Genomic DNA, 19,725 nt, shown 5'->3' with positions numbered 1-19,725 from the left:
GCCGTCAGGGATTCCCTGCGGCCCGGTGTCATGGGCTGTGGCCAGGGGCCACCGGCACCCGGGATGCGGGTGGGAGTCGGTCTCCTCAGGTACGGGGCTTCCACAGCAGGCGGCCGTAGTCGTTGCCGTTGGGCAGCCGCTGGATGGTGTGGATGTGGAAGCGGGCCGGGACCGGATTCGTCAGAAACATGCCGGCGTGGTGGTCGAACTCGATCAGCACCACCGGGCTCTGCACCCGGTAGTAGAACGGCTGCTCGTCGTCGACGCCGCCGATCCAGGTCAGGTACGTCTCCGGAAGATGCGCACGCACCTCGCGCATGCGGGCCGCCCGCGGGCCTTCGGGCAGCAGGTCGTTGTACTGCTCGATGACGGCCAGCAGCAACTGCTGCTGCTCGCCGTCCAGTTCGGTGGCGCGGATGCCCTCCACCGGGATCACACGGTTGTCCTGGAAGGCCCCCGCGAGGAACCGCTCCTCCACCGGGTGCACCCGCCCTTCCGGCATCCGTGGATCGCGCACCTCCGGGTAGCTGCGGGCCACGGAGAGCTGTTGCGGAGTGAGGCTGTTGACGAACGACAGCCCGACCCCTTCACGGACACCCAGCGGCCGGACACCGGCATCCGGACCGACGTCGGTACTGTCCGGCTCGGCACCGAGGAAGACGGGGCCGATCACCATCCGGTCCCCCGCCACCAGGGCGTTGACGCACACGTGGTGGCCGTACAGGTGCCATCCCCACGGCTGGTCCGGGGACGGCTCGCCGAAGACGGCGAAGTGATAGCTGCCGGGATTCATGACCCCGCTCATGTCGGTGAGCTCACCGAGGAAGCCGTTGAGCCGCATCAGGTGGCGCACCACGGTGTAGCCGTCCTCGCTTAGGGTCGCCCTCACCAGCCCCAGCAGCGCGTCCGCGGTCTCGTCCGGCACTTCCTCCAGGCGGAGGCCGTTGTCGTACAGCAGCGCCTCGGGGTTGCTCCAGGTCCGCCACTGCGGTGCCTCCAGCGGATAGGTCAGCCGCTGCCACTGCTCGTGCGTGGTGTGGCGGCGGATCTCCTCGACCGCGCGGAGCATCGCCTCGGTGGGCGGGTGCTCGGCATCGGGGACCGCCCCGAGTTCGTAGACGCCGTGGCGGACGCGGCCGTCGGTGGTGATGCCGACGAACGGTTCTTCCGCGCTCTCGCGCCACTGGCGTACCACCTCGGCGAGCACCGGAATGCTCAGCCGGGCGTCGGCGTACGTCCGAGCCGTGTGCTCGTGCAGGCCGGCGACGCGCGGGTCGTCGGGGGCGGGAACGTAGCGACGGAACCGCGTGGCGTGCTGCACGTCGGTCTCAGGCGGTTTCGGCATGATGACTCCCCTCATTTCACTCGGTCCGCAATGTGGACCAGTGAACCGGGATAAGAACCTCTGGCAAACTTAGGCCTGATCTTCCGGGAGCGTCAAGCAGGTGGGAAGCGTGCCCCCGAGGACTGCGGACCTGGGGTCTCCACCTGTCAGAAATCGAGCACGGTGGTGAACTCGTGCGAGCGGTCCGCCAACGCCGGAGCCGCCTGACCCACCGCATACTTCGCGAAGTGGGGAGAGTCGCCGTGCGCCTTGAGCGCGTCCTCGTCGTCGTAGATCTCGAAGAACCTGAAGACCGTGGGCCGCTCAGGGTCCTGGTGAACGACGTATGCCTGGCATCCGGGTTCGGCGCGAGCGGCTGGGACCAGTTTGGCCAGGGCGTCGCGGACGACATCCTCCTTGCCAGGGTGGGCCGTCCAGGTGGCGGAGATGGCGATGGCCATGAGAGGTGCTCCTCAGCGTCTTCTTGTGGAGGGGTGCGATGCGATTACGGCGGCGCCGGCCGGGCCATGGGGTGGCGGACTGTCGATGGCGGTCGTGGCGTCCGGGACGGGGCGGCCGGCGGATGCGCGGCCGACGGCCGCCCCTGAGAAGCCTCGCGACGGTCAGAACGCACGGAGGCGTTCAGGAAACTATCCCGGCGACCCGGCGGACCGCTAGTAGGTCCCCCGGTCCGGCATGTGGTCCAGTGGCGCCCTTCCCACCTGCTTGACGCTCCCGGAAGACCGGGCCTAAGTTTGCCAGAGGTCCTTATTCCGGTTCACTGGTCCACAATGCGGACCGAGATGAAATGAAGGGCGCCATGACAGCGACAACGAAGTCCGCCGAACCCGGGCCGGCCTTCCTACGAGGCGTACGCGTCCTGGATGTGACCGGAGCCCTGGCCGGCCCCTACTGCACGACCATCCTGTCCGACCTCGGCGCGGACGTCCTCAAGATCGAACCGGTCAGAGGTGACGGCATGCGCGCCCGGCGGATGGGCCCGGAGCGCAGGTCGATCCCCTTCGACCTGACCCACCGCGACAAGCAGAGCCTCGCGGTCGACATGAAGTCCCGCGCCGGCGCCGACATCGTGCGCTCCCTGGCACGACGCAGCGACGTCCTGGTGGAGAACTTTCGGGTGGGCGCGATGGCGCGGCTCGGACTGGGTTACGAGGATCTGCGGGCGGAGTGCCCCGACCTCGTCTACTGCTCCATCTCCGGCTTCGGGCAGTTCGGCCCGATGCGCGACGCGAAGGGCATCGACCTGATCGCGCAGGCCTACAGCGGGCTGATGTCCGTGACCGGGTCGGTCGACGGGCAGCTGGCCAAGGCGGGCTTCCCCATATCCGACGTGGGCACCGGCATGTGGGGAGCGATCGGCGTCCTGGCCGCGCTGCTGCGCGCACGCGCCGGTGGCGGCGGCGCGTACATCGACGTCGCGCTCGCGGACTCGGTGGCCGCCTGGTCGCTGTGGGAGGTCGCCGACTACGTGGCGACGGGGGTGGAACCGGCCCCACTGGGCACGGCGCACCGACTGGCCGCCCCCTACGAGGCGTTCACCTGCCAGGACGGCGCCACTCTCGTGCTCGGTGCGGTCGACCGGGCGTGGGAGGCGCTGTGTGCCGTCCTTGAGCTCGACCTGCGCGACGATCCGCGCTTCGCCACGGAGTACGAACGCTTCCAGCACCGGGCGCCCCTCGCGGAGATCATCCAGGCACGTTTCGCGACGGCTCCCCGGGACCACTGGATGGACGCGCTACGAGCGGCAGGGGTCCCCTGCGGTCCGGTCAACGGCATCAGCGACATCCTCACCGACGAACAGTTCGCCGCGCGGGGCCTGTTCGTGCACGACGAGGAGCGCTTCGCGGAGCAGACGATCGTGAACACCCCCATCGTCGCCGACGGGGCGCCGCGCGCCCGAGGCCGCGCACCCGAACTCGGCGGGGACACGATCGCGGTCCTGGCCGGACTGGGATACGACGACGATCAGATCGCCGCCCTGGTCGAGGACGGTGTCGTCGGCGTGCGCGATGCCGACAAGGCCACGGCCACAGCCGCTCAGGCGAGGACGGAGGCGGCCACCCCGGCCGCCGGCAGCGCCGAGGCACAGAAATGAAACAGGAGGCACCTTCATGACCACTCCGACGCCCGCTTCACCGGCGGACTGGACCGACGGACTCGGCCTCGCCCGGGTCCTGCACGGCGGTGGCCCCGTGGTCGCGCTCAGGCGGGACGGGGCGACCAAGGCGCGCCTCGCCCTCGTGGAGGGCCAGGTCTTCGAAGACCTGCCCCCGCTGCTGGAGGCGGCTCAGGGCGACCCCGCGGCCATCGAGACCGGCCCCGTGATCGACGCGCCCGACCATCGGCTGCTGAGCCCGGTCGGACGCCCGGGCAAGGTCATCTGCATCGGGCAGAACTACCTCGCGCACGTGCACGAGGGCGGCCGCAACGCGGGACCGGGCCACCCCGATCTCTTTCCGAAATGGCACACCTCACTGGCGGCGCCCTTCGCCGACGTGACCCTGCCACCGGAGTCGGACCAGATCGACTACGAGAGCGAGCTCGCCGTGGTCATCGGTGCCCGTGCGCGTCGGATCGCGGCCGAGGACGCGGAGAGCGTCATCTTCGGGTACACCGCGGCCAACGACGTCTCCGTGCGTGACTTCCAGTTCCACACCACGCAGCGGGTCGCCGGCAAGGCCTGGGACGGTCTCACCCCCGTCGGGCCGGTCGTCGTGCCCGCCACGCGACTCGGCGGCGCACGACCCGACCTCGCCATCAAGGGCACGCTCGACGGTGAGGTCCTCCAGGACGACCGCACCTCCTCACTCCTGTTCGGGGTACCGGAGTTGGTCGCCTACATCACCACCGTGATGACCCTGGAGCCGGGTGACCTGATCCTGACCGGCACCCCGTCGGGGGTCGGATTCGTACGCGAGCCGAAGGTGCTCCTGCGCGACGGCTCGGAGTTCGAAGTGCGCATCGAGGGGATCGGCGCGCTGCGCAACCGCTTCGTGGCCGAGAAGGTCGGATGACCGCGGTGACCGTGACCTCCTCGCCACGGATCCGCACCGAGGTACGGGACGCGGTCGGCACCGTGGAGATCAGCAATCCGGCCCGGCGCAACGCGCTGTCCGTGGCGATGATGACCGAACTCGCCGCCGCGCTAAGGAAGATGGACGAGGACCCGGACGTACGTGTGGTCGTCGTGCGCGGCGCGGGCGAGCAGGCCTTCGTCTCCGGCGCGGACATCAGCGAGTTCCCGGGCCGCCAGGACGAGGCCGCACGACAGGCGGCGGACGACGCCGCCACGACGTTGTTCACCCAGCTGTCGGCACTCTCGGTGCCCGTCATCGCCCGTATCCACGGCTACTGCCTGGGCGCGGGCATGGCCCTCGCCCTGGGCGCGGACCTGCGCTACGCGGACACCCGCAGTGTCCTGGCCATCCCGGCCGCCCGCCTGGGCGTCGGCTACCCCTTGGCGCAGACCGCCGCGCTCGTCCAGACCGTGGGGCCGTCGGTCGCGAGCGACCTGCTGTTCACCGGACGTCGGCTGCCGGCCGCCGAGGCGCACGCCGTGGGCCTGGTGGACCGGGTCGCCGAACCCGACGAACTGGGCAAGGTGGTCGACGAACTCGCCGCGACCATCGCGGCGAACGCACCTCTGTCTGTCCGCGCCGCCAAGGCGTCCGTACAAGCCGTCCGCCGCCTGGGCGAGGGCGACGAAGCGGCGGGCAGCGCCGCGCTGAGTCACGCCATCGAGGCCGTCGCCCGTTGCCGCACCTCCGACGACCTCCGGGAAGGCGCCCTCGCCTTCCTGGAGAAGCGGCCCCCTCACTTCACCGGCCGCTGAACCCGACGCACGACCGACGACAGGAGCACCCCGGCATGGGGACATCACTGAAGGGCCGGACCATCGTGATGTCCGGCGGCAGCCGTGGCATCGGGCTGGCCATCCTCACCGCCGCGGCCCGCGAGGGCGCCAACGCGGTGTTCCTGGCCAAGACCGACTCGCCCGATCCGAGGCTGCCGGGCACCGTGCACACGGCGGTCGCCGGGATCGAGGCGGCCGGCGGATCCGCGGTCGCGGTGGTCGGCGACGTCCGTGAGGAAGCCGACGTCGAGCGCGCGGTGGCCACGGCGGTGGACCGGTTCGGGGGCGTCGACATCTGCGTCAACAACGCCAGCGCTCTCGATGTGCGGGGCACCGAGGAACTGCCCGTCAAGCGCTTCGACCTCATGCAGTCGATCAACAGCAGGGGCACCTTCCTGCTGACCCGGGCCTGCCTGCCGTACCTGAAGCGGTCCGACCACGCCCACATCCTGACCCTGTCACCGCCGTTCAACCTCGCCCCGCGCTGGCTCGGCGCCCACCCCGCCTACACCCTGTCGAAGTACGGGATGACGCTGCTCACCCTCGGCTGGGCGGCCGAGTTCGCGGAGGACGGCATCGCGGCGAACTGCCTGTGGCCGCAGACCCTGATCGCGACCGCCGCGGTCGCCAACGTCCTGGACGGCGAGAGGCTCACCTCCCGGTCACGCGGCCCCGAGATCATGGCGGACGCGGCCCTCGCCGTGCTCGCCCGCCCACCGCGTGAACAGACCGGCCAGACCCTCGTCGACGCCGACGTGCTGACCGCGGCCGGTCACACGGATCTCTCCGGGTACGGCGGGGGCCGGGAACCGGAGCTCGACTTCTTCGTGGATCCTCCGCGGGTGGGATGACCGTTCGGGTGTGCGATGACCTGCCGATGGTGATCATCGGCAGGTCATCGGTGTCGCCCCTTCAGAACCATGTGCCATCAGAACCAGGTGTCGTCGGTGCCCAGCGTCGTCGTGTCCAGGCGCGCCAGGAGGTCGAACTGCGCTGCGGTACGGGGCAGTTCATAGCGGTAGAAGTAACGGCAGGCCTGCCGCTTGCCGTGCCGGAGGGCATCGTCTCCGTCGCCGGTGGCAAGGAACTGCTCCAGCCAGATCCAGGCCACGACGACATGCCCGGCGGCCTCCAGATACACCGACGCGTTGGCCAGGCGAACGCCGACGGGCACGTCGGCGGTGTGGATCGTCCGGGTCACCTCGACGAGCCGGGTGAAGGTGCGATCGAGGTCGGCCGCGAGATCACGTGCCTCCCCGCCGACGGCACAAGCCCGCTCGATCGTGGCCCGGACGAGCGCTTCGACCGCGGCGAGGCCGGCCCCGTCGTCCATGACCACCTTGCGGCCCAGCAGATCGAGGGCCTGAATTCCGTGGGTTCCCTCGTGAATGGGGTTGAGCCGGTTGTCCCGGTAGTGCTGCTCCACGTCGTACTCGCGGGTGTAGCCGTAGCCGCCGTGGATCTGGATCGCCAGGTCGTTCGCCCGCAGGCACCACTGGGAAGGCCAGCTCTTCGCGATCGGGGTGAGAACCTCCAGCAACAGGCGGGCCCGCGCGCGCTCCGTCCCGCCGGTCGCGCTGCGCTCCTCGTCGAGCAGCCTGCCGCAGTACAGGACAAGTCCCAGCGCCCCTTCCACGTAGGACTTCTGAGCCAGGAGCATCCGCCGCACATCGGCGTGCTCGATGAGGGGCACCGGCGGTGCGGTGGGGTCCTTGGCCCCCACCGGACGTCCCTGGGCGCGGGTACGGGCGTACGTCAGGGACTTCAGGTAGCCGGTGTATCCCAGTGCCGTCGCCCCCGCTCCGACGCCGGTCCGAGCCTCGTTCATCATGTGGAACATGGCGGCCAGGCCCTGGTGCGGGCCGCCGACGAGGTGGCCGACCGCCCCGGGCTCGCCGCCGGGCCGGTAGGTGCCCTCGCCGAAGTTCAGCAGTGTGTTCGTCGTGCCGCGGTATCCCATCTTGTGGTTCAGCCCGGCGAGGACCACGTCGTTGCGCTCGCCGCGCGTGCCGTCGGCGTTCACCAGGTACTTGGGTACCAGGAGGAGTGAGAGGCCCTTCACCCCGGGCGGGCCGCCCGGAATCCTCGCCAGGACGAGGTGGACGATGTTCTCCCCCAACTCGTGGTCTCCTCCGGAGATCCACATCTTGTTGCCGAAGATCCGGAAGGTGCCGTCGTCACGGGGCTCGGCACGGCAGGTGAGGTCGGCGAGCGAGGATCCCGCCTGCGGCTCCGACAGACACATGGTGCCGTGATAGCGGCCCTCGATCATGGGGCGGACGTAGGTGGCGACCTGCTCGTCGGTGCCGTGGGCGAGCAGCAGGTTGGCGCCTGCGACCGTCAGCATGGCGTACGCCCACGTGCCGATGTTCGCCGCCTGGAACCAGAGGAAGCACGCGGTCTGGACCACCTGCGGGAGTTGCAGGCCCCCCACGCGGGCATCCATACCGCCGCTCAGCAGTCCGGCGTCCGCGACCGTGTCGAGGGCAGTCTTGACGTCGGGCTGCACCACCGCCCGGCCAGCGACGACCCTCGGTTCCTCCTGGTCGTTCAGCCTGTTGTGCGGAGCGAAGCGTTCCTCGGCGATCTCCGCACACAGGTCCAGGACGGCGTCGAACGTCTCCCGCGTGTGGTCCGCGTACCGCTCGCGTTGGGTGAGCGTTTCGACGTCGAGCCACTCGTAGAGCGTGAACTCCAGGTCCCGGCGGGACACCAGGAGTGAGCGCGGGGCGGAGTACGAGGCGGTCATGGGGCGCTCCCGAGGACAGGGCTGAGGGCAACGGGACCGGGCGTACCTGGTCACCGTCATCGCGTCGACGCGCTACCCCGAAACGTGTGTGCACCGCCACCGGACGGTCCACAGGACAGACCAGTGAACCATTATACGATCCATCGGAAATCTATGTCTATTCAGCTGGGTGGTCAAGAAGCAAAGGGGCCGTGAGGCGAGATCGCGGCAGTGTCGGCGAAGGGTGAATCGGGTCCTTGGATCATCACGGCCACGATCATGAACGGCCTTGGGTGATGTGCCCTGACGGCGAACCATCCGACCGGGCCGGCGACGAGGTAGCCGGATCCCCGCCCAGTCGGTAGTCGCAGCGGGGTGGGTTACGAGGCCGCAGGCGGGCGCAGCGGGCGCAGGGCCTCGGTGACCCGCGCGAGTTCGTCGAGCATGGCTGTCGCGGAGTCGGTCATGATCTCGTTCGACATCAGGCCCTCCTCCTCGTCGATGAGTTGGTGGACGAAGGGGATCGCGACCGACTCGACGACCGGCGTCATTTTCAAGGTGGTCACGACCTGTTTGATCATCTGCGCGGCCCGGGTGCCGGCCGAGACGCCCCCGTAGCTGACCAGGCCGACCGCCTTGTACTGCCACTCTCGGTGCAGGTAGTCGATGGCGTTCTTCAACTCGGCGTTGTAGCCGAAGTTGTACTCCGGCATCACGAACACGAAGGCGTTCCCCTCCGCGACCTTGGCGCTCCAGTCACGCGTGTGCTGGTGGGTGTACCGGCCCAGGCGCGGGTGGTGCGGCTCGTTCATGAACGGCAGGTTCACCTCGGCCAGGTCGACCAACTCGATCTCGTCGAAACCGCCGTGCTCCTTGGCGCGGGTCTCGAACCACTCACCGATGGTGAGGCCGATCCTGCCTGGCCGCGTGCTCGCGATGATGATCTTCAGCTTGGCCATGGGAAGTTCTCCGCTCCTTTGAAAAGAGGTGGGGGTCTGTCAACTCGGACAGCTCGCTCAACTGATGCCAAGTCCGGTTGTGGTAGACCAGCGGACGCGACGCGTCGCTCCGGGCGTCGTTCGTCGGCGCGTAGTGCGCGTGGGTGGCGTTGACGACGACGAGGGTTGAAGCTCCCGCGGCGAAGGTGGCGGCGATGGCGCCTCGGATGCATACCGGAGCCGCGACGAAGTACGGCTCGCCGGTCTCCAGCCGAGCCCAGGCACCGGTGTCGGCGAAGCGGTCCACTCCGCTCGTCGCACACAGCCGGGCGAGGTCGACCTGACCGGCCCCCAGCAGATGCACGACCAGGGACGACGACTCCAGGATCGTCGGCGTCGCCGAGGAGAGGGCGGACACGGAGAACACAAGGAGCGGTGGTGTCGCGCTCACTGATATCACCGACGTCGCGGTCAAGGCGACCGGGCCCCGGCCGGCGTCAGCGGTCACGACCGCGACTCCGCCCGCGTGGTTGCGGAAGGCCTCGCGGAAACCGTCGGCCGACAACCCCGGCTCCAGAGAGGCTTCGTCGATCAACGCGATGTGCCGGCGTATGTGATCGCGATCAGCGGTTTCCGACATCGGCGCGTCTCCAGTCACCAGTCAGCATTGACGAAACAACGTGTCCATACAGGGGCCATGACGGGGCGTCAGGATCCTTCCGCCCCTCCCCTCATGCGGTGCGCCGACCAGGGGCCCGACGGCGACTCCGTTGCCGTCGGGCCGCCCTTCACCTCGGACGGGCCGTGGGTCCTCTCAGTCGTTGCCGGACGGCGTCCCCAGCACGGAGGCGAGGACCCCACGGAGTGTCTCCACCGGGTCGCCGACCGAGTTACGGGAGCGCCACGCCACATGACGGTCCGGGCGGACCAGGAGGCAGCCGTCGTCATCGAACTCGCGGATCCTGGTCCACTCCCCGAGCACGTCGTCGTACTCGGCGCGCATTCCGATCGTCCGCGCCTCGATGGTGAGACCGGTTTCGCGCGAGACGGCCGCCGCGGCCTCGGTCCAGGCCGCTCCGTCGACGCCGGTGAGCACGGTGAACCGGCCGTGCCCGACGAGGTCGAGGGTCGAGACGTACTCGGTGCCGTGCTGGAGCCGGACGTGGGGCAGGTGGGCGCCGGGATGCGTCGTCGGGTGGTAGTGGAGCTCGGGGTCTCGTGTGTACTCGGGGAACGGTGTGCCGTCGTCGGCGACGGCGGTGGAGGTGTACCGCTGCCCCAACTCCACGCCGTGGGCGTTCAGCTGGTAGTTGACCAGCTGCACCGCGTCCAGCAGTTTGGCCCGGCGGGCCGCCCCGGCTTCGCCCGGGGCGAAGAGCTCGTCGACGATCGCCCAGCCCTGCTCGGGGGTCTGTCCGTAGGCCAGGCCGATCGTCTCGCTCAACGGCTGTAGCTGGGCAAGGCTCTTGATCGCCCGGTCGATCACCTGACGTCCCACGGGCTTGCGCTCGTCGTGGTAGCTGTCCAGCAGCTCCTCACCGGCGTCTCCGCGCAGCACGAGGGCCAGTTTCCAGGCCAGGTTGTAGGAGTCCTGGATCGAGGTGTTGCTGCCGAGTCCGTTGGACGGCGGATGACGGTGCGCCGCGTCGCCGGCCAGGAAGACCCGGCCTTTGCGGTACCGCTCGGCCACCACATGGTTGACCTGCCACTGCCCGATGTGCTTGATCTTGAACTCGACGTCGGGATCCCCGATTCCGGCCCGGACGATCTCGGCGACCGCCTCGTCCGAGGTGTCGGCGGGCAGCAGGTCGTGCATCAGGAACAGGGCCATCCACTCCGTGTGGGGCACGATGGTGGTCCACGGGCTCCACAACACGTTGGTGCCGGGGGGCGAGACCCAGAACAGGGCGCCGGGACGGTGCTTGGCGAAACGGGTCAGGTCCGCCTCGATCCAGACCGTGAAGGCCGAGCCGATACCGGCCTCGCCCTCCATGGCGAAGTCGAGAACGCGAGCGACGGTGCTGTTCCCGCCGTCGGCGCCGATCACGTAGCGGGCCTCGACGGTGTATTCCGCACCGTCGTCGCGGCGCCGCAGAGTGGCCCGTACCCCCTCGTCGTCCTGCTTGATGTCGATGAGTTCGGTGTTGAACCGGATGTCGGCCTTGCGTTCCCTCGCGGCCGCGAGGATCACGGGTTCCAGAACGTTCTGGGGTGCGTTGCACATGTCGCACGGGCTCGCCGCCGCGTACTCGCTGCGGCGGTCCAGGCCTTCGCCCCAGGTCATCATGCGTGCCAGTTCGACGCCCGCGAACGAGGTCGCCCACACGTTGGTGCCCATCAGGTCGGCGGGCATGGCGATCTCGCGGACCCGGTCCTCGATGCCCAGGTCGCGCAGCACCTCCACGGTCCGCTGGTTGGTGATGTGCGCGCGAGGGGTGGGTGCGGTCGACGGGTACTTGGTCACAGTGATCGCGTCGACGCCGTACTCGGCCAGAAACGCGGCCGCGGTCAGCCCCGCGGGTCCGGCGCCGACGACCAGAACGTCCGTGTGGACGACGTCGCCCGCTTGCGGCGCCTGCTTCATTGACATCTTTTCATCGCTCCTCATCGAGAACCGCCGACGTCGGCGGGTGGATAGTCCGCGTGAGAGTCGGGAAGTTCTGTTCAGAAGACGGCGATGGGCTCGAGGCCCAGAAGCGCCCGGGCGTACGTCTCGGCTCCGATGCCGGGATTCAAGATGGCGTGCCGCGCGCCTGTTTCGAAGTCCCGCCATACCCGGTTGGCGGGGTTCACGGTCGCGAAACTTCCGGCGCCGCCGATGCTCATGGACAGCGTCACGGCTTCGCGGAGACTCTGCAGTGCGACCGCGATGTCCATGCGGATCCTGCCCCGGGTCACGTCGTCGGGCGGCTCTGTTCCCACCGACCGGTCCACATCGTCGGCGGCACGAAGGACGTGCAGATACGCGGTGTCCAACTTCGACACGGCGGTCGCGTAATTGAGCTGGTGAGTGGGTGAGTCCGCCGCCTTCAGGTAAATGGACCCGATCACCGGGCGTCCCTTGTCGATGGCCTCCCGCGCCAGGTCGACAGCGGCGTGACCGGCTCCGAGCAACGGTCCCATGAGTCCCAGGATCATCGCGATCTGTACCGATCCCGGGATTTCCCGTGCCTCCGGATGCTCGGACCTCGAACCCCCGGACACGATCCTGTCGAATTCGATGACGCGGTGGTCGGGGACGAACACGTCCGTACCGACTGCCGTGTTGCTTCCGGTGCCGCGCATTCCCGCGACGTGCCAGGTGTCCTCGATGCTGAGATCCGTGTAGGGAACGAGGCCGAACCCGACGCCCGCCAGGCCGCCGTCCTCGCCGAGAATCGGGAACGGCGTCATCGTCCAGTCCGCGTGCAGACAACCGGAGTTGAACGGCCATTTCCCGTTGACCACGTAGCCGCCGTCCACCCTCACCGCCGTGCTGCCCATGAAGTTGGACGTGCCCGCGACGGCCGCGTCCGGATTGTCTCCCCAGATCTCCTCCTGCGCCCGGTCGGTGTTCAAGGACGCCGCGAGGTTGGTGACCGCGTAGATCATCGTGACCCAGGAGGCGGCCGCGTCGCCCCGCCCGAGTTCGGCGAGTACCTGGAGGGTGGTCCGCATGCCTGCCTGATAGCCGCCCCACCGCCTGGGCGTGCCGAGCCGGAACATACCCGCGTTGCGCAGCGCGGCAACTGCGGTATCGGTGATGTTGCGCTGCTCGTCCCCGGCGGCAGCCTCCTTGCGGAGCAGTTCACGCAGGCCCGTCGCCCTCGCGAGGAGGTCGGCGTCGGTTGCCGTGCGGTCGGCTGACTGGCTGAGTGTTTCGGGCATCGGAGGCTCCTGTCCGCGTTGACAGTCGATTGCGCAAGTCTCAGCGGGCCGGCGATGCCGTGCGATCCGGATTCCGAAGCGGACGATCCGGGATGCGAAAGTTTGGTCAGACCGGGACCGACCGGCTACGACGGCGGGTCTGCGACGGAGGTTCGCCGTACCGTTCGCGGTAGGCACCGGCGAATCGCCCGAGGTGTGTGAATCCCCAGCGTGTGCAGAGGTCGCCGACCGGTCCCGCATCGTTCAGGAGATCGCGATGCACTCTTTCGAGACGAACGTTCTGCAGGTACTTCATCGGGGACATCCCGAGCTGAGCGTGGAACCCCTGCTGCAGGCGGCGCCCGCTCACCCCCGCCACCTCCGCGAGCCACGTCAGCGTCCAGGCCAGTTCCGGGGCATCGTCAATGGCCTCGACGGCACGCTTGACCGACGACCAGCGCGCCGGCGCCTGCCCGCTCCACACGTCGCCCGAGTAGTCGTGCGGCTGTGCGCGCAGGAGCGTGCTGACGACCAACCGCTCCAACTGCTCGCGATGATGTTTCGAGGTGCGGGAGAGGCTGTCCGGTGTCGCGAGGTCGTTCAGCAGCAAACCGAGCACGGAGAGCCAGCTCTGGCCCGCGGGCGTGGTGAGATCGAGCCCTATTCCGAGCCGCACGGGCGGTCGGACCGGTCGGCCGATCATCGCTGCCAGCTCGCTCTCCAGCGCGTCCTGCCGGATCTTGATGCAGAGGACTTCGGCCCCCGCGCTCCAGTGCGGCATGAACGCGGGGTTGCCGGTGGTCACCGCGGAGGCAAGGCCGGGACCGACGGTGACGTCGCGAGAGCCGAAGTGGCACAGCAGTTGACCGGTGATCGGCACGGTGACGTGGTACGCCTGAATCGGGTCGATCACGATCCGCACCTCGGTTCCGAACTGGACGGAGCAGAGCGTCAGATGCGTCAGCTCAACGGCCCGGACGACTGACGGCTCCGGCTCGGCGCCGGGACTCAGCAACTCCCAACTGCCGGGACAGACGAGGACGTCGTCGAGCGTTCTGGTGACCACGGCGAGGTCGGTGTCCCGACACAGTTCGAACGCCGACAGCGTGTCGGCGCCGAGGCGGTCGGGCACCGCGGCGGCTTTTCGGCCGACGTCGTAGGCGAGTGTCACCAGCGTCCCCTTTCAACCGAATGCATATTCATGCGCGGATGTTGGATATCTGGTTACTGGTGATGGTCGCGCTGCCAGCTGAGGACGACAACAGTCAGTCGCTGATGACCTGCACCCGGCGGCTGTCTACGCCCCACCAGGCGGCCACTGCCGTCCGCTTACGCGGTGGCGTCGGCCTGCGCGGTGAACGCCGGGACAGCGGTCTGCGGGGTCAACTCCACGGGGTGAGCCTGCTCGACGCGGTCACGCCGGGTGTACATGTCCCAGTAGTGCTCGGCGAGTTCGTCCGGGTGGACGACGGGGAACTCCACACCATTGTCCGGAAGCTCGATGTCACCCTTGGCGGTTGCCTCGGCCGCCTCACTGCCGGTGATCATGGCGGCGATGGTGAGGGTGCCGGCATAGACGCCGGTACCGGCGAGTTCGCCGTTGAGCGCGTACACGTAGTTGCGGGCTGCGGACATCGCCGGGCCCGGGCCGCTGAGGTGAGGCACGCCCTGCACGGCCGAGTAGCCGGTGGTCATCAGGAGGGCGCCGTCGCCGCGGTCCGTCATCTCCGGCAGCACGGAGCGGAACACCTCCACCGGAGTCAGGAGGAGTACCCGGGAGATCTTTTCCAGAGTGGCCGCGTCCAGTTGGGCGGCGGACGTGAAGGCCTGCTCGGCTCCGATCGGCCCGTACTCGACGACGTCGATCCGCCCGAAGTGGCCGCGGATGGCGTCCAGCAGGGCGGGAACCCCCTCGGGGTCGGACAGGTCGGCGGGGAAGGCGACGGCCTCGACGCCCTCGTCGGCGAGCTGTGCGACGAGGGCGTCGAGCCGCTCCCTGCGGCGGGCCACCAGGGCGACGCGGAAGCCTTCCTGGCCGAAGCGGCGGGCGACGGAAAGGCCCAGGCCGGTACCGGCCCCGAAGACGGCGATCACTTTGGACACGGAGTTCTCCTTGCCGCGAGATATCTTGACCCAAGGGTCAACTTCAGCTCCGACGCTACCATCGAACTTGACCCACAGGTCAAGTTCTAAGGTGCTCGAGAATGCGACCATGGACGCCGCTTACACGACCAGGAGGGCGCCGGATGCGGGCCGACGCGCAACGCAACGCGGAGAAGCTGCGAACCGCGGCAGCCGAACTCTTCCGTGAGCGCGGCCTCAAGGTCCCGCTGAAGGAGATCGCCCGCAGGGCAGGCGTGAGCCACGGCACGCTCTACAACCTCTTCGGCAGCCGCGAGGCGCTCATCGACGAGGTGGTCGCCGAGCTGGTCGCGGACCGGCTCGACAAGGTCGCCGAAGAGGCCCTGACCAGTGATGACGCCTGGGACGGATTCAGGTACTACATCGAGAAGATGTGCGAACTCCAGGTCACCGATCCCGTAATCAGGGACGTGGTCACCGGCAGCTATCCGGACGCCGAACGCCTGATGGCTGTCTGCGAGAGCACCGACGCCGCCTCCACGCGCATCATCCGGCGAGCCCAGGAGGCCGGCGCCCTGCGCCCCGACTTCACCAAAGAGGACCTACTGTTCGTCTTCGGCACCAATGGCCTGCTGGCCCGGGCCTTCACGGACGCGGCCTCCGACGGCTGGCGCCGCGGCATCGCCTTCACCCTCGACGGCCTGCGCACCGAAGCCGCCCACCCGCTCCCGGCCGCCCCGCTGACCCCGCCGCAGCTCCACGCGGTGATGCGCAACCTCACCGGCGCGCCGTAGCCGCCGCGGCGGGAACGAGCAGGGCCGTCGGACCCGGCGCGGGAACCGCAACCCGGATTACGCCAACTTCGAACGTTCGTCGAGCCGGTGCCAGGACCGCGAGTGGTAGACGAGCGGAGCCGGCACGGGCTCGGCGGCCCCCTCGGGCACGGCCGCCGACACCGCGTGGACGACGAGGATCGAGGCCTCCCCCGCCTCGATGCGGGAGACCACCTTTCCCCGCACCCACGCAGGAGCTGCCGAGAAGACCGGTTCGCCCGTGGCCAACCGCGTCCAGGCGCTCGTGTCGGCGAAGCGGTCGACCCCGCTGGTGGCCCCGAGCTGTGCGAGCCAGAGCTGGTCGCTGCCCACCATGTGGACGACGACGCTGTCGGCTCGCCGCAGGACGGAGCTGCTGGAGGCCTTCGAGGAGACGGAGAAGACGATCAGTGGCGGTTCGGCGCTGACGGAGGCCAGCGAGCTGACCGTGATCGCGACCGGCCGTCCACCCAGGTCGGCGGTCACGACGGCGACCCCGGAGGGGTGCATCCGGAACGCCGACCTGAAGGTCTCGGCCGGCAGTGACTCCGCCCGCTCCGCCGCGGTCAGGTGGATCGGGGGGTGAGCGGGCGAAGGTATGGCGAATGTCGTCATGGCGGAAGTTCCTTTCGACGTGTCGAGTCGCGCTGTGGAGGCCCGAGGGCCGGGCCGCGAGGGCCTCAGAGCGAACCGATCTCCGCGGTGTCGCGTCCGACAAGGCTCTGGCCGTAGATCTCCCGGTTCAGCAGGGGGTTGTTCAGCCCGTGGCCGCTGGCCACGGTCAGGTCACGCCAGACCCGCTGCAGCGGGTTGGACTGGGCGAAGCTGCTGGTGCCGACGATGTCGAGCATGAGCGTGACGGCCTGGCGGAAGTTGCGCGTCGCGATCTCGGAGTCGCCGCGGATCCGCGCCCGGGCCGCACTGTCGAGGACGCGGCCCTCACGGGCGGCGTCGTCCATCTCGTCGGCGGACCTGAGCAGATGCATCCTGCCCGCGTCGATCGCGACCCGCGCGTCGGCAAGGGCGAGGCGGTAGCTGGGGGCGTCCCGGCGGTCCGAGTAGGCCCAGTAGCTGATGGGGCGACCCTTGCCGAGGTTCTCCGTCGTGAAGTCCCAGGCGGCCTCGGCCATGCCCAGCAGCGGACCACACAGACCGAGACAGGCGAGACTGTTCAGCGACGCCCGGTAGCTGGTCTCGTCCTCGTGCCAGATCGGGAAGACGGCCGTACCCATGAACGTCTCGAGGTCCAGGGTGCACCGGTCCTCGACGAAGAGGTCCTCGGCCACGAGGGTGTTGCTGCCGGTCCCCGCCATGCCGACGACGTACCACGTGTCCTCGATCCGCATGTCGGCCAGCGGCATCAGCGCCCACCGCACCTCCGAGGGCTGCCCCTCCGCGTCGAGGACCAGGAAGGCGTTCAGCGTCCACTGGGCCTGGTAACAGCCCGAGGCGAAACCCCACTTGCCGTTGATGCGGTAGCCACCGTCGACCTTCTCGGCGGTCCCTCCGGGGGCGAACTGGCTGATCGCGACGTTGCGGGGGGCAGGGCCGTACACCAGTTCACGTACGTCGTCGGGGAAGAGGCCCATGCCGAACGCGGTCGTGTTGGCGATGAAGGCGACCCAGCCCGCGGACGAGTCCCCCCGGGAGATCTCGGCCGACAGCTCGATGAGGGTCCGGACGTCTCCGCCGGCCCCGCCCGACCGGCGGGGCGCCGTGGCCTGGAACAACCCCGACTCGCGCAGAGCCCGCTCCGACTTCTCGGCCAGACGGCGGTTGCGCTCGGACTCCTCGGCGTGCTCACGCAGGAGCGGCCGCAGCTCGCGAGCGGTCTGCAGGAGACGTTCGCGAACCTCGGCCTGCGCCTGCGGTCCGAACGTCGTGACGTCATCGAGAGTCGTCATGAGGCCTCCTTGCCTCGGCGGCTCACCTGCCGAAGCGGTGGCCGGTGCTGTCGTCCTGCCCTCGATTGAAGTCCGGGTGTGACGAGGGCCTCTCTGCCTGACCCACCAACGTTTCGACGCCGATTGGACCCGGGGTCCAAAACCCCGTCAGTGACCGGTGTCGTCCGGATCGAGGAGCAGCTCCGCGAGGTGGAGCGCCGCGTGCAGCTCCAGCTGGGAATCCCTGAGGGAGCGGCCGAGGAGTTCCTCAGCCCGCTTGACCCGGTAGATGACCGTGTTCTTCGCGACCTGGAGCTCCTTGGCGGCCTCCTGCGGACTGCCGTGACAGTCGAGGTAGGCCCGCACCGTCCGGCGGAGAACCTGCGCGGAACCCGCACTCGATCCCAGTGCGCCGAGTTCGTCCCGTACGAAACGAGCGGCCTTGTCGGGATCCGCGATCAGCAGCGAGAGCAACCGGATCTCGTCGTACCGGACGACACCCGTGTCCGCTGTCGAGCGCACGCCAAAGGACCCCACCCGCGCCGCGTCGAGGGCCTCGTCGTGGGTGCGCCGGAAGCCTTGGACGCCTCGGTGTGGTGACGCCATGCCCACCAGTACGTCGGACCCGCCGGACAGCAGCGGTTTTTCACTCGGTGGCCTTGCCTTGAACGCTCCCCACGCCCATGCCTCGGTACGGTCCACCGCCACCACCAGTTGAACGTCCGCGCCGATGCCTCGCAGCAGGGACCGGGCCACCTGGTCAAGATGATCCGCGGTATCGCTCGGCGAGGTCGCGGGATGCAGCACCAGGCCGATGTGGTAGGCGTTCGTCAGGGGGTAGGCCAGCTGTCGGGACGCCGCGTCGACGGCGCCCTCTCCCGCCAGCAGCGCCAGAACCGTCTCGTACCTGGCAGCGGCGGTACTCCTCAGGAATCGCTCGTTCTCGGCGGTGTACGACTCGGCGGTCATGGTGGCGAACGTGTCGGCGAACTCGAAGAGCACATGGGAAACGTGTTCGAGTGACGCGGCAAGATCGGGGCCCGGTACCAGGGAGCGGCAGCCGCCCATGAAGTGGTCGGCCAGCTGCGAGTGGATCCTGCGCTGATGAGTGAGGAGCAGGTCGAGAGGAACCCGGCGGTGGACCATGTCCACGAGCTGCGCCTCCGCCTCGGGCGGGAGCTGGGCCGGTGGGTGTCCGTCGGCCTCGATGGCGAGGAGCGTCGAGATGACGATCGACTCGATGGCGGAGCGCAGCACCTGTGGGCCTTTCGGGCCGCCACCGGTCAGGTCCGGGAACGCGTTGCCCTGGACGATGTCGGCCGCCGCCCCGACCGCCCACGCGACCGGTTGGTCACCGACCTGATCGGTCGCACGACGGACCGTTTCGAGCGTGCAGGTGGGCTCCTCGGCGTCCACGGCCGCCGGACGCAACCGCCTCGCCCACGTTCCGATGTGCTCGCCCAACCCCGCCTCCCGTCCCGGCCGTCCTGCAACGAGACTGTGGCCGTCCACGCGGCTCGGCCGACGACTCTCAGATGAATATGAAGATTGGACCACTTCGGCCGCCCGCGCGCAGCATCCAGCACAGCCCCGTCACTGGCACCCCTACGTCGAGCGCGTCCGACAACGGCCGTCCGCGGAACGGCCGTCTCCGCATTCGGAGACCAAGTGCAGACCTGTCAGTTGGGGAGTTCCCCGGTCGTGAACTGCGCGCGGCCTTGTCCGAAGGACCAGTCCTCCGCCTCGTTCTCGTGGCCAGTAGCTCATAGAGCCGCTGCTTCTTATCAGGGCTGCGCCTCTTGCTGACCACCCGAACGACCACCACCCTCGGTGTGCGGCGGATGCCGAGCCCGGTGTCCTGGACGACCAGGTGACCGGGGGCGTGGACGTTCACGATTTGGTAGCGGTCGCGTTCGGGGACCTCGAAGGCGTCGACCACCGCGGTGTGGACGGCGTCGAGCGGAGTTGTGATCTCGTCCGGGGTCCGGTTGTCGTGGATGTCGATGTAGATCAAGGACATGGGACGCTCTCTTCGCCGTAGGCGCGGGTGTCACCGAAGAGCGAGGCCTTCTCGTCGGCCGAGGAGAGCGCCACGCGGGCGGTCGCCTCCCCGGTTGCCGGATTGGAGACCTCGCCGGAGCGCGAGGAAGTGCCGGCCCTTGAGCGACCGCCGCACCAGTGCGTGATGGTGTGCGTCATCGAGCGGATGTCCCTTCGTTCTCATTCCGGCGGATGGTT

At 69.0% G+C, this 19,725-nt stretch carries 19 protein-coding genes; 5 read left to right on the top strand and 14 right to left on the bottom strand.

What is annotated here, in order from left to right:
• Positions 1–85: 85 nt before the first annotated feature.
• Both R2B38_RS44260 and R2B38_RS44255 read right to left on the bottom strand, forming a co-directional pair.
• A complete protein-coding gene (locus tag R2B38_RS44260; RefSeq protein ID WP_318021476.1) occupies positions 86–1,345 on the bottom strand; it encodes a DUF3500 domain-containing protein in 1,260 nt (419 codons plus the stop codon).
• A gap of 146 nt (positions 1,346–1,491) precedes the next feature.
• Positions 1,492–1,785, bottom strand: coding sequence for a putative quinol monooxygenase (locus R2B38_RS44255; protein ID WP_318021475.1), 294 nt, complete (start codon positions 1,783–1,785; stop codon positions 1,492–1,494).
• A 359-nt stretch (positions 1,786–2,144) separates the two neighbouring features.
• Here R2B38_RS44255 and R2B38_RS44250 point away from each other — a divergent pair, with 359 nt between their 5' ends.
• The 4 genes from R2B38_RS44250 to R2B38_RS44235 are packed head-to-tail and all read left to right on the top strand — an operon-like array spanning position 2,145 to position 6,049.
• Positions 2,145–3,440 (top strand): CaiB/BaiF CoA-transferase family protein, encoded by a 1,296-nt coding sequence (locus tag R2B38_RS44250; RefSeq protein ID WP_318021474.1) that lies wholly within the window; start codon positions 2,145–2,147, stop codon positions 3,438–3,440.
• 16 nt (positions 3,441–3,456) lie between these two features.
• On the top strand, positions 3,457–4,359 hold the full coding sequence (locus R2B38_RS44245; RefSeq protein ID WP_318021473.1) for a fumarylacetoacetate hydrolase family protein: 903 nt from the start codon (positions 3,457–3,459) through the stop codon (positions 4,357–4,359).
• Positions 4,356–5,177: an enoyl-CoA hydratase-related protein gene (locus tag R2B38_RS44240; protein WP_318021472.1), complete on the top strand. Its 822-nt coding sequence runs from the start codon at positions 4,356–4,358 to the stop codon at positions 5,175–5,177. Before R2B38_RS44245 ends, R2B38_RS44240 begins: the two co-directional genes overlap by 4 nt.
• 35 nt (positions 5,178–5,212) lie before the next feature.
• Positions 5,213–6,049 (top strand): NAD(P)-dependent oxidoreductase, encoded by an 837-nt coding sequence (locus R2B38_RS44235; protein ID WP_318021471.1) that lies wholly within the window; start codon positions 5,213–5,215, stop codon positions 6,047–6,049.
• Positions 6,050–6,126: 77 nt separating this feature from the next.
• Here R2B38_RS44235 and R2B38_RS44230 read toward each other — a convergent pair whose 3' ends face one another.
• The 7 genes from R2B38_RS44230 to R2B38_RS44200 form a co-directional block, all read right to left on the bottom strand.
• Positions 6,127–7,947 (bottom strand): acyl-CoA dehydrogenase, encoded by a 1,821-nt coding sequence (locus R2B38_RS44230; RefSeq protein ID WP_318021470.1) that lies wholly within the window; start codon positions 7,945–7,947, stop codon positions 6,127–6,129.
• A 359-nt stretch (positions 7,948–8,306) separates the two neighbouring features.
• Positions 8,307–8,885: an NAD(P)H-dependent oxidoreductase gene (locus tag R2B38_RS44225; protein ID WP_318021469.1), complete on the bottom strand. Its 579-nt coding sequence runs from the start codon at positions 8,883–8,885 to the stop codon at positions 8,307–8,309.
• Complete coding sequence (locus tag R2B38_RS44220; protein ID WP_318021468.1) at positions 8,821–9,504, bottom strand: flavin reductase family protein; 684 nt, start codon at positions 9,502–9,504, stop codon at positions 8,821–8,823. The genes R2B38_RS44225 and R2B38_RS44220 overlap by 65 nt, the downstream gene beginning before the upstream one ends.
• Positions 9,505–9,678: 174 nt before the next feature.
• The gene (locus tag R2B38_RS44215) at positions 9,679–11,454 is read right to left on the bottom strand and encodes an FAD-dependent monooxygenase (protein ID WP_318021467.1); all 1,776 of its coding nucleotides are present in this window, start codon (positions 11,452–11,454) and stop codon (positions 9,679–9,681) included.
• Between the two features lie 74 nt (positions 11,455–11,528).
• The gene (locus R2B38_RS44210) at positions 11,529–12,731 is read right to left on the bottom strand and encodes an acyl-CoA dehydrogenase family protein (RefSeq protein WP_318021466.1); all 1,203 of its coding nucleotides are present in this window, start codon (positions 12,729–12,731) and stop codon (positions 11,529–11,531) included.
• 106 nt (positions 12,732–12,837) lie between these two features.
• Positions 12,838–13,881 carry an AraC family transcriptional regulator gene (locus tag R2B38_RS44205; protein WP_318021465.1) on the bottom strand — a complete coding sequence of 348 codons (1,044 nt, stop codon included), beginning with the start codon at positions 13,879–13,881 and terminating at the stop codon, positions 12,838–12,840.
• 158 nt (positions 13,882–14,039) lie between these two features.
• Positions 14,040–14,813 (bottom strand): SDR family NAD(P)-dependent oxidoreductase, encoded by a 774-nt coding sequence (locus R2B38_RS44200; protein ID WP_318021464.1) that lies wholly within the window; start codon positions 14,811–14,813, stop codon positions 14,040–14,042.
• 143 nt (positions 14,814–14,956) lie between these two features.
• Here R2B38_RS44200 and R2B38_RS44195 point away from each other — a divergent pair, with 143 nt between their 5' ends.
• Positions 14,957–15,586 carry a helix-turn-helix domain-containing protein gene (locus R2B38_RS44195; RefSeq protein WP_318021463.1) on the top strand — a complete coding sequence of 210 codons (630 nt, stop codon included), beginning with the start codon at positions 14,957–14,959 and terminating at the stop codon, positions 15,584–15,586.
• 57 nt (positions 15,587–15,643) lie between these two features.
• Here the strand turns inward: R2B38_RS44195 and R2B38_RS44190 are convergent, their stop codons facing one another.
• From R2B38_RS44190 to R2B38_RS44170, 5 genes are all read right to left on the bottom strand, one after another.
• Entirely contained in the window at positions 15,644–16,219 is a 576-nt protein-coding gene (locus R2B38_RS44190; protein ID WP_318021462.1) for a flavin reductase family protein, read from the bottom strand.
• 65 nt (positions 16,220–16,284) lie between these two features.
• Positions 16,285–17,508 (bottom strand): acyl-CoA dehydrogenase family protein, encoded by a 1,224-nt coding sequence (locus R2B38_RS44185; protein ID WP_318021461.1) that lies wholly within the window; start codon positions 17,506–17,508, stop codon positions 16,285–16,287.
• A 147-nt stretch (positions 17,509–17,655) separates the two neighbouring features.
• Positions 17,656–18,951 carry a PucR family transcriptional regulator gene (locus tag R2B38_RS44180; protein WP_318021460.1) on the bottom strand — a complete coding sequence of 432 codons (1,296 nt, stop codon included), beginning with the start codon at positions 18,949–18,951 and terminating at the stop codon, positions 17,656–17,658.
• Positions 18,952–19,018: 67 nt separating this feature from the next.
• The gene (locus R2B38_RS44175; RefSeq protein ID WP_318021459.1) at positions 19,019–19,507 is read right to left on the bottom strand and encodes a tautomerase family protein; all 489 of its coding nucleotides are present in this window, start codon (positions 19,505–19,507) and stop codon (positions 19,019–19,021) included.
• Positions 19,498–19,686, bottom strand: coding sequence for a hypothetical protein (locus tag R2B38_RS44170; RefSeq protein ID WP_318021458.1), 189 nt, complete (start codon positions 19,684–19,686; stop codon positions 19,498–19,500). Before R2B38_RS44170 ends, R2B38_RS44175 begins: the two co-directional genes overlap by 10 nt.
• Positions 19,687–19,725: the final 39 nt, after the last annotated feature.

Origin of the sequence: Streptomyces sp. N50, assembly GCF_033335955.1 — a bacterium.
GTDB lineage: Bacteria > Actinomycetota > Actinomycetes > Streptomycetales > Streptomycetaceae > Streptomyces.
Note: the sequence above shows the minus strand (reverse complement) of the source record. Positions and strands in the feature narration are given on the sequence as shown.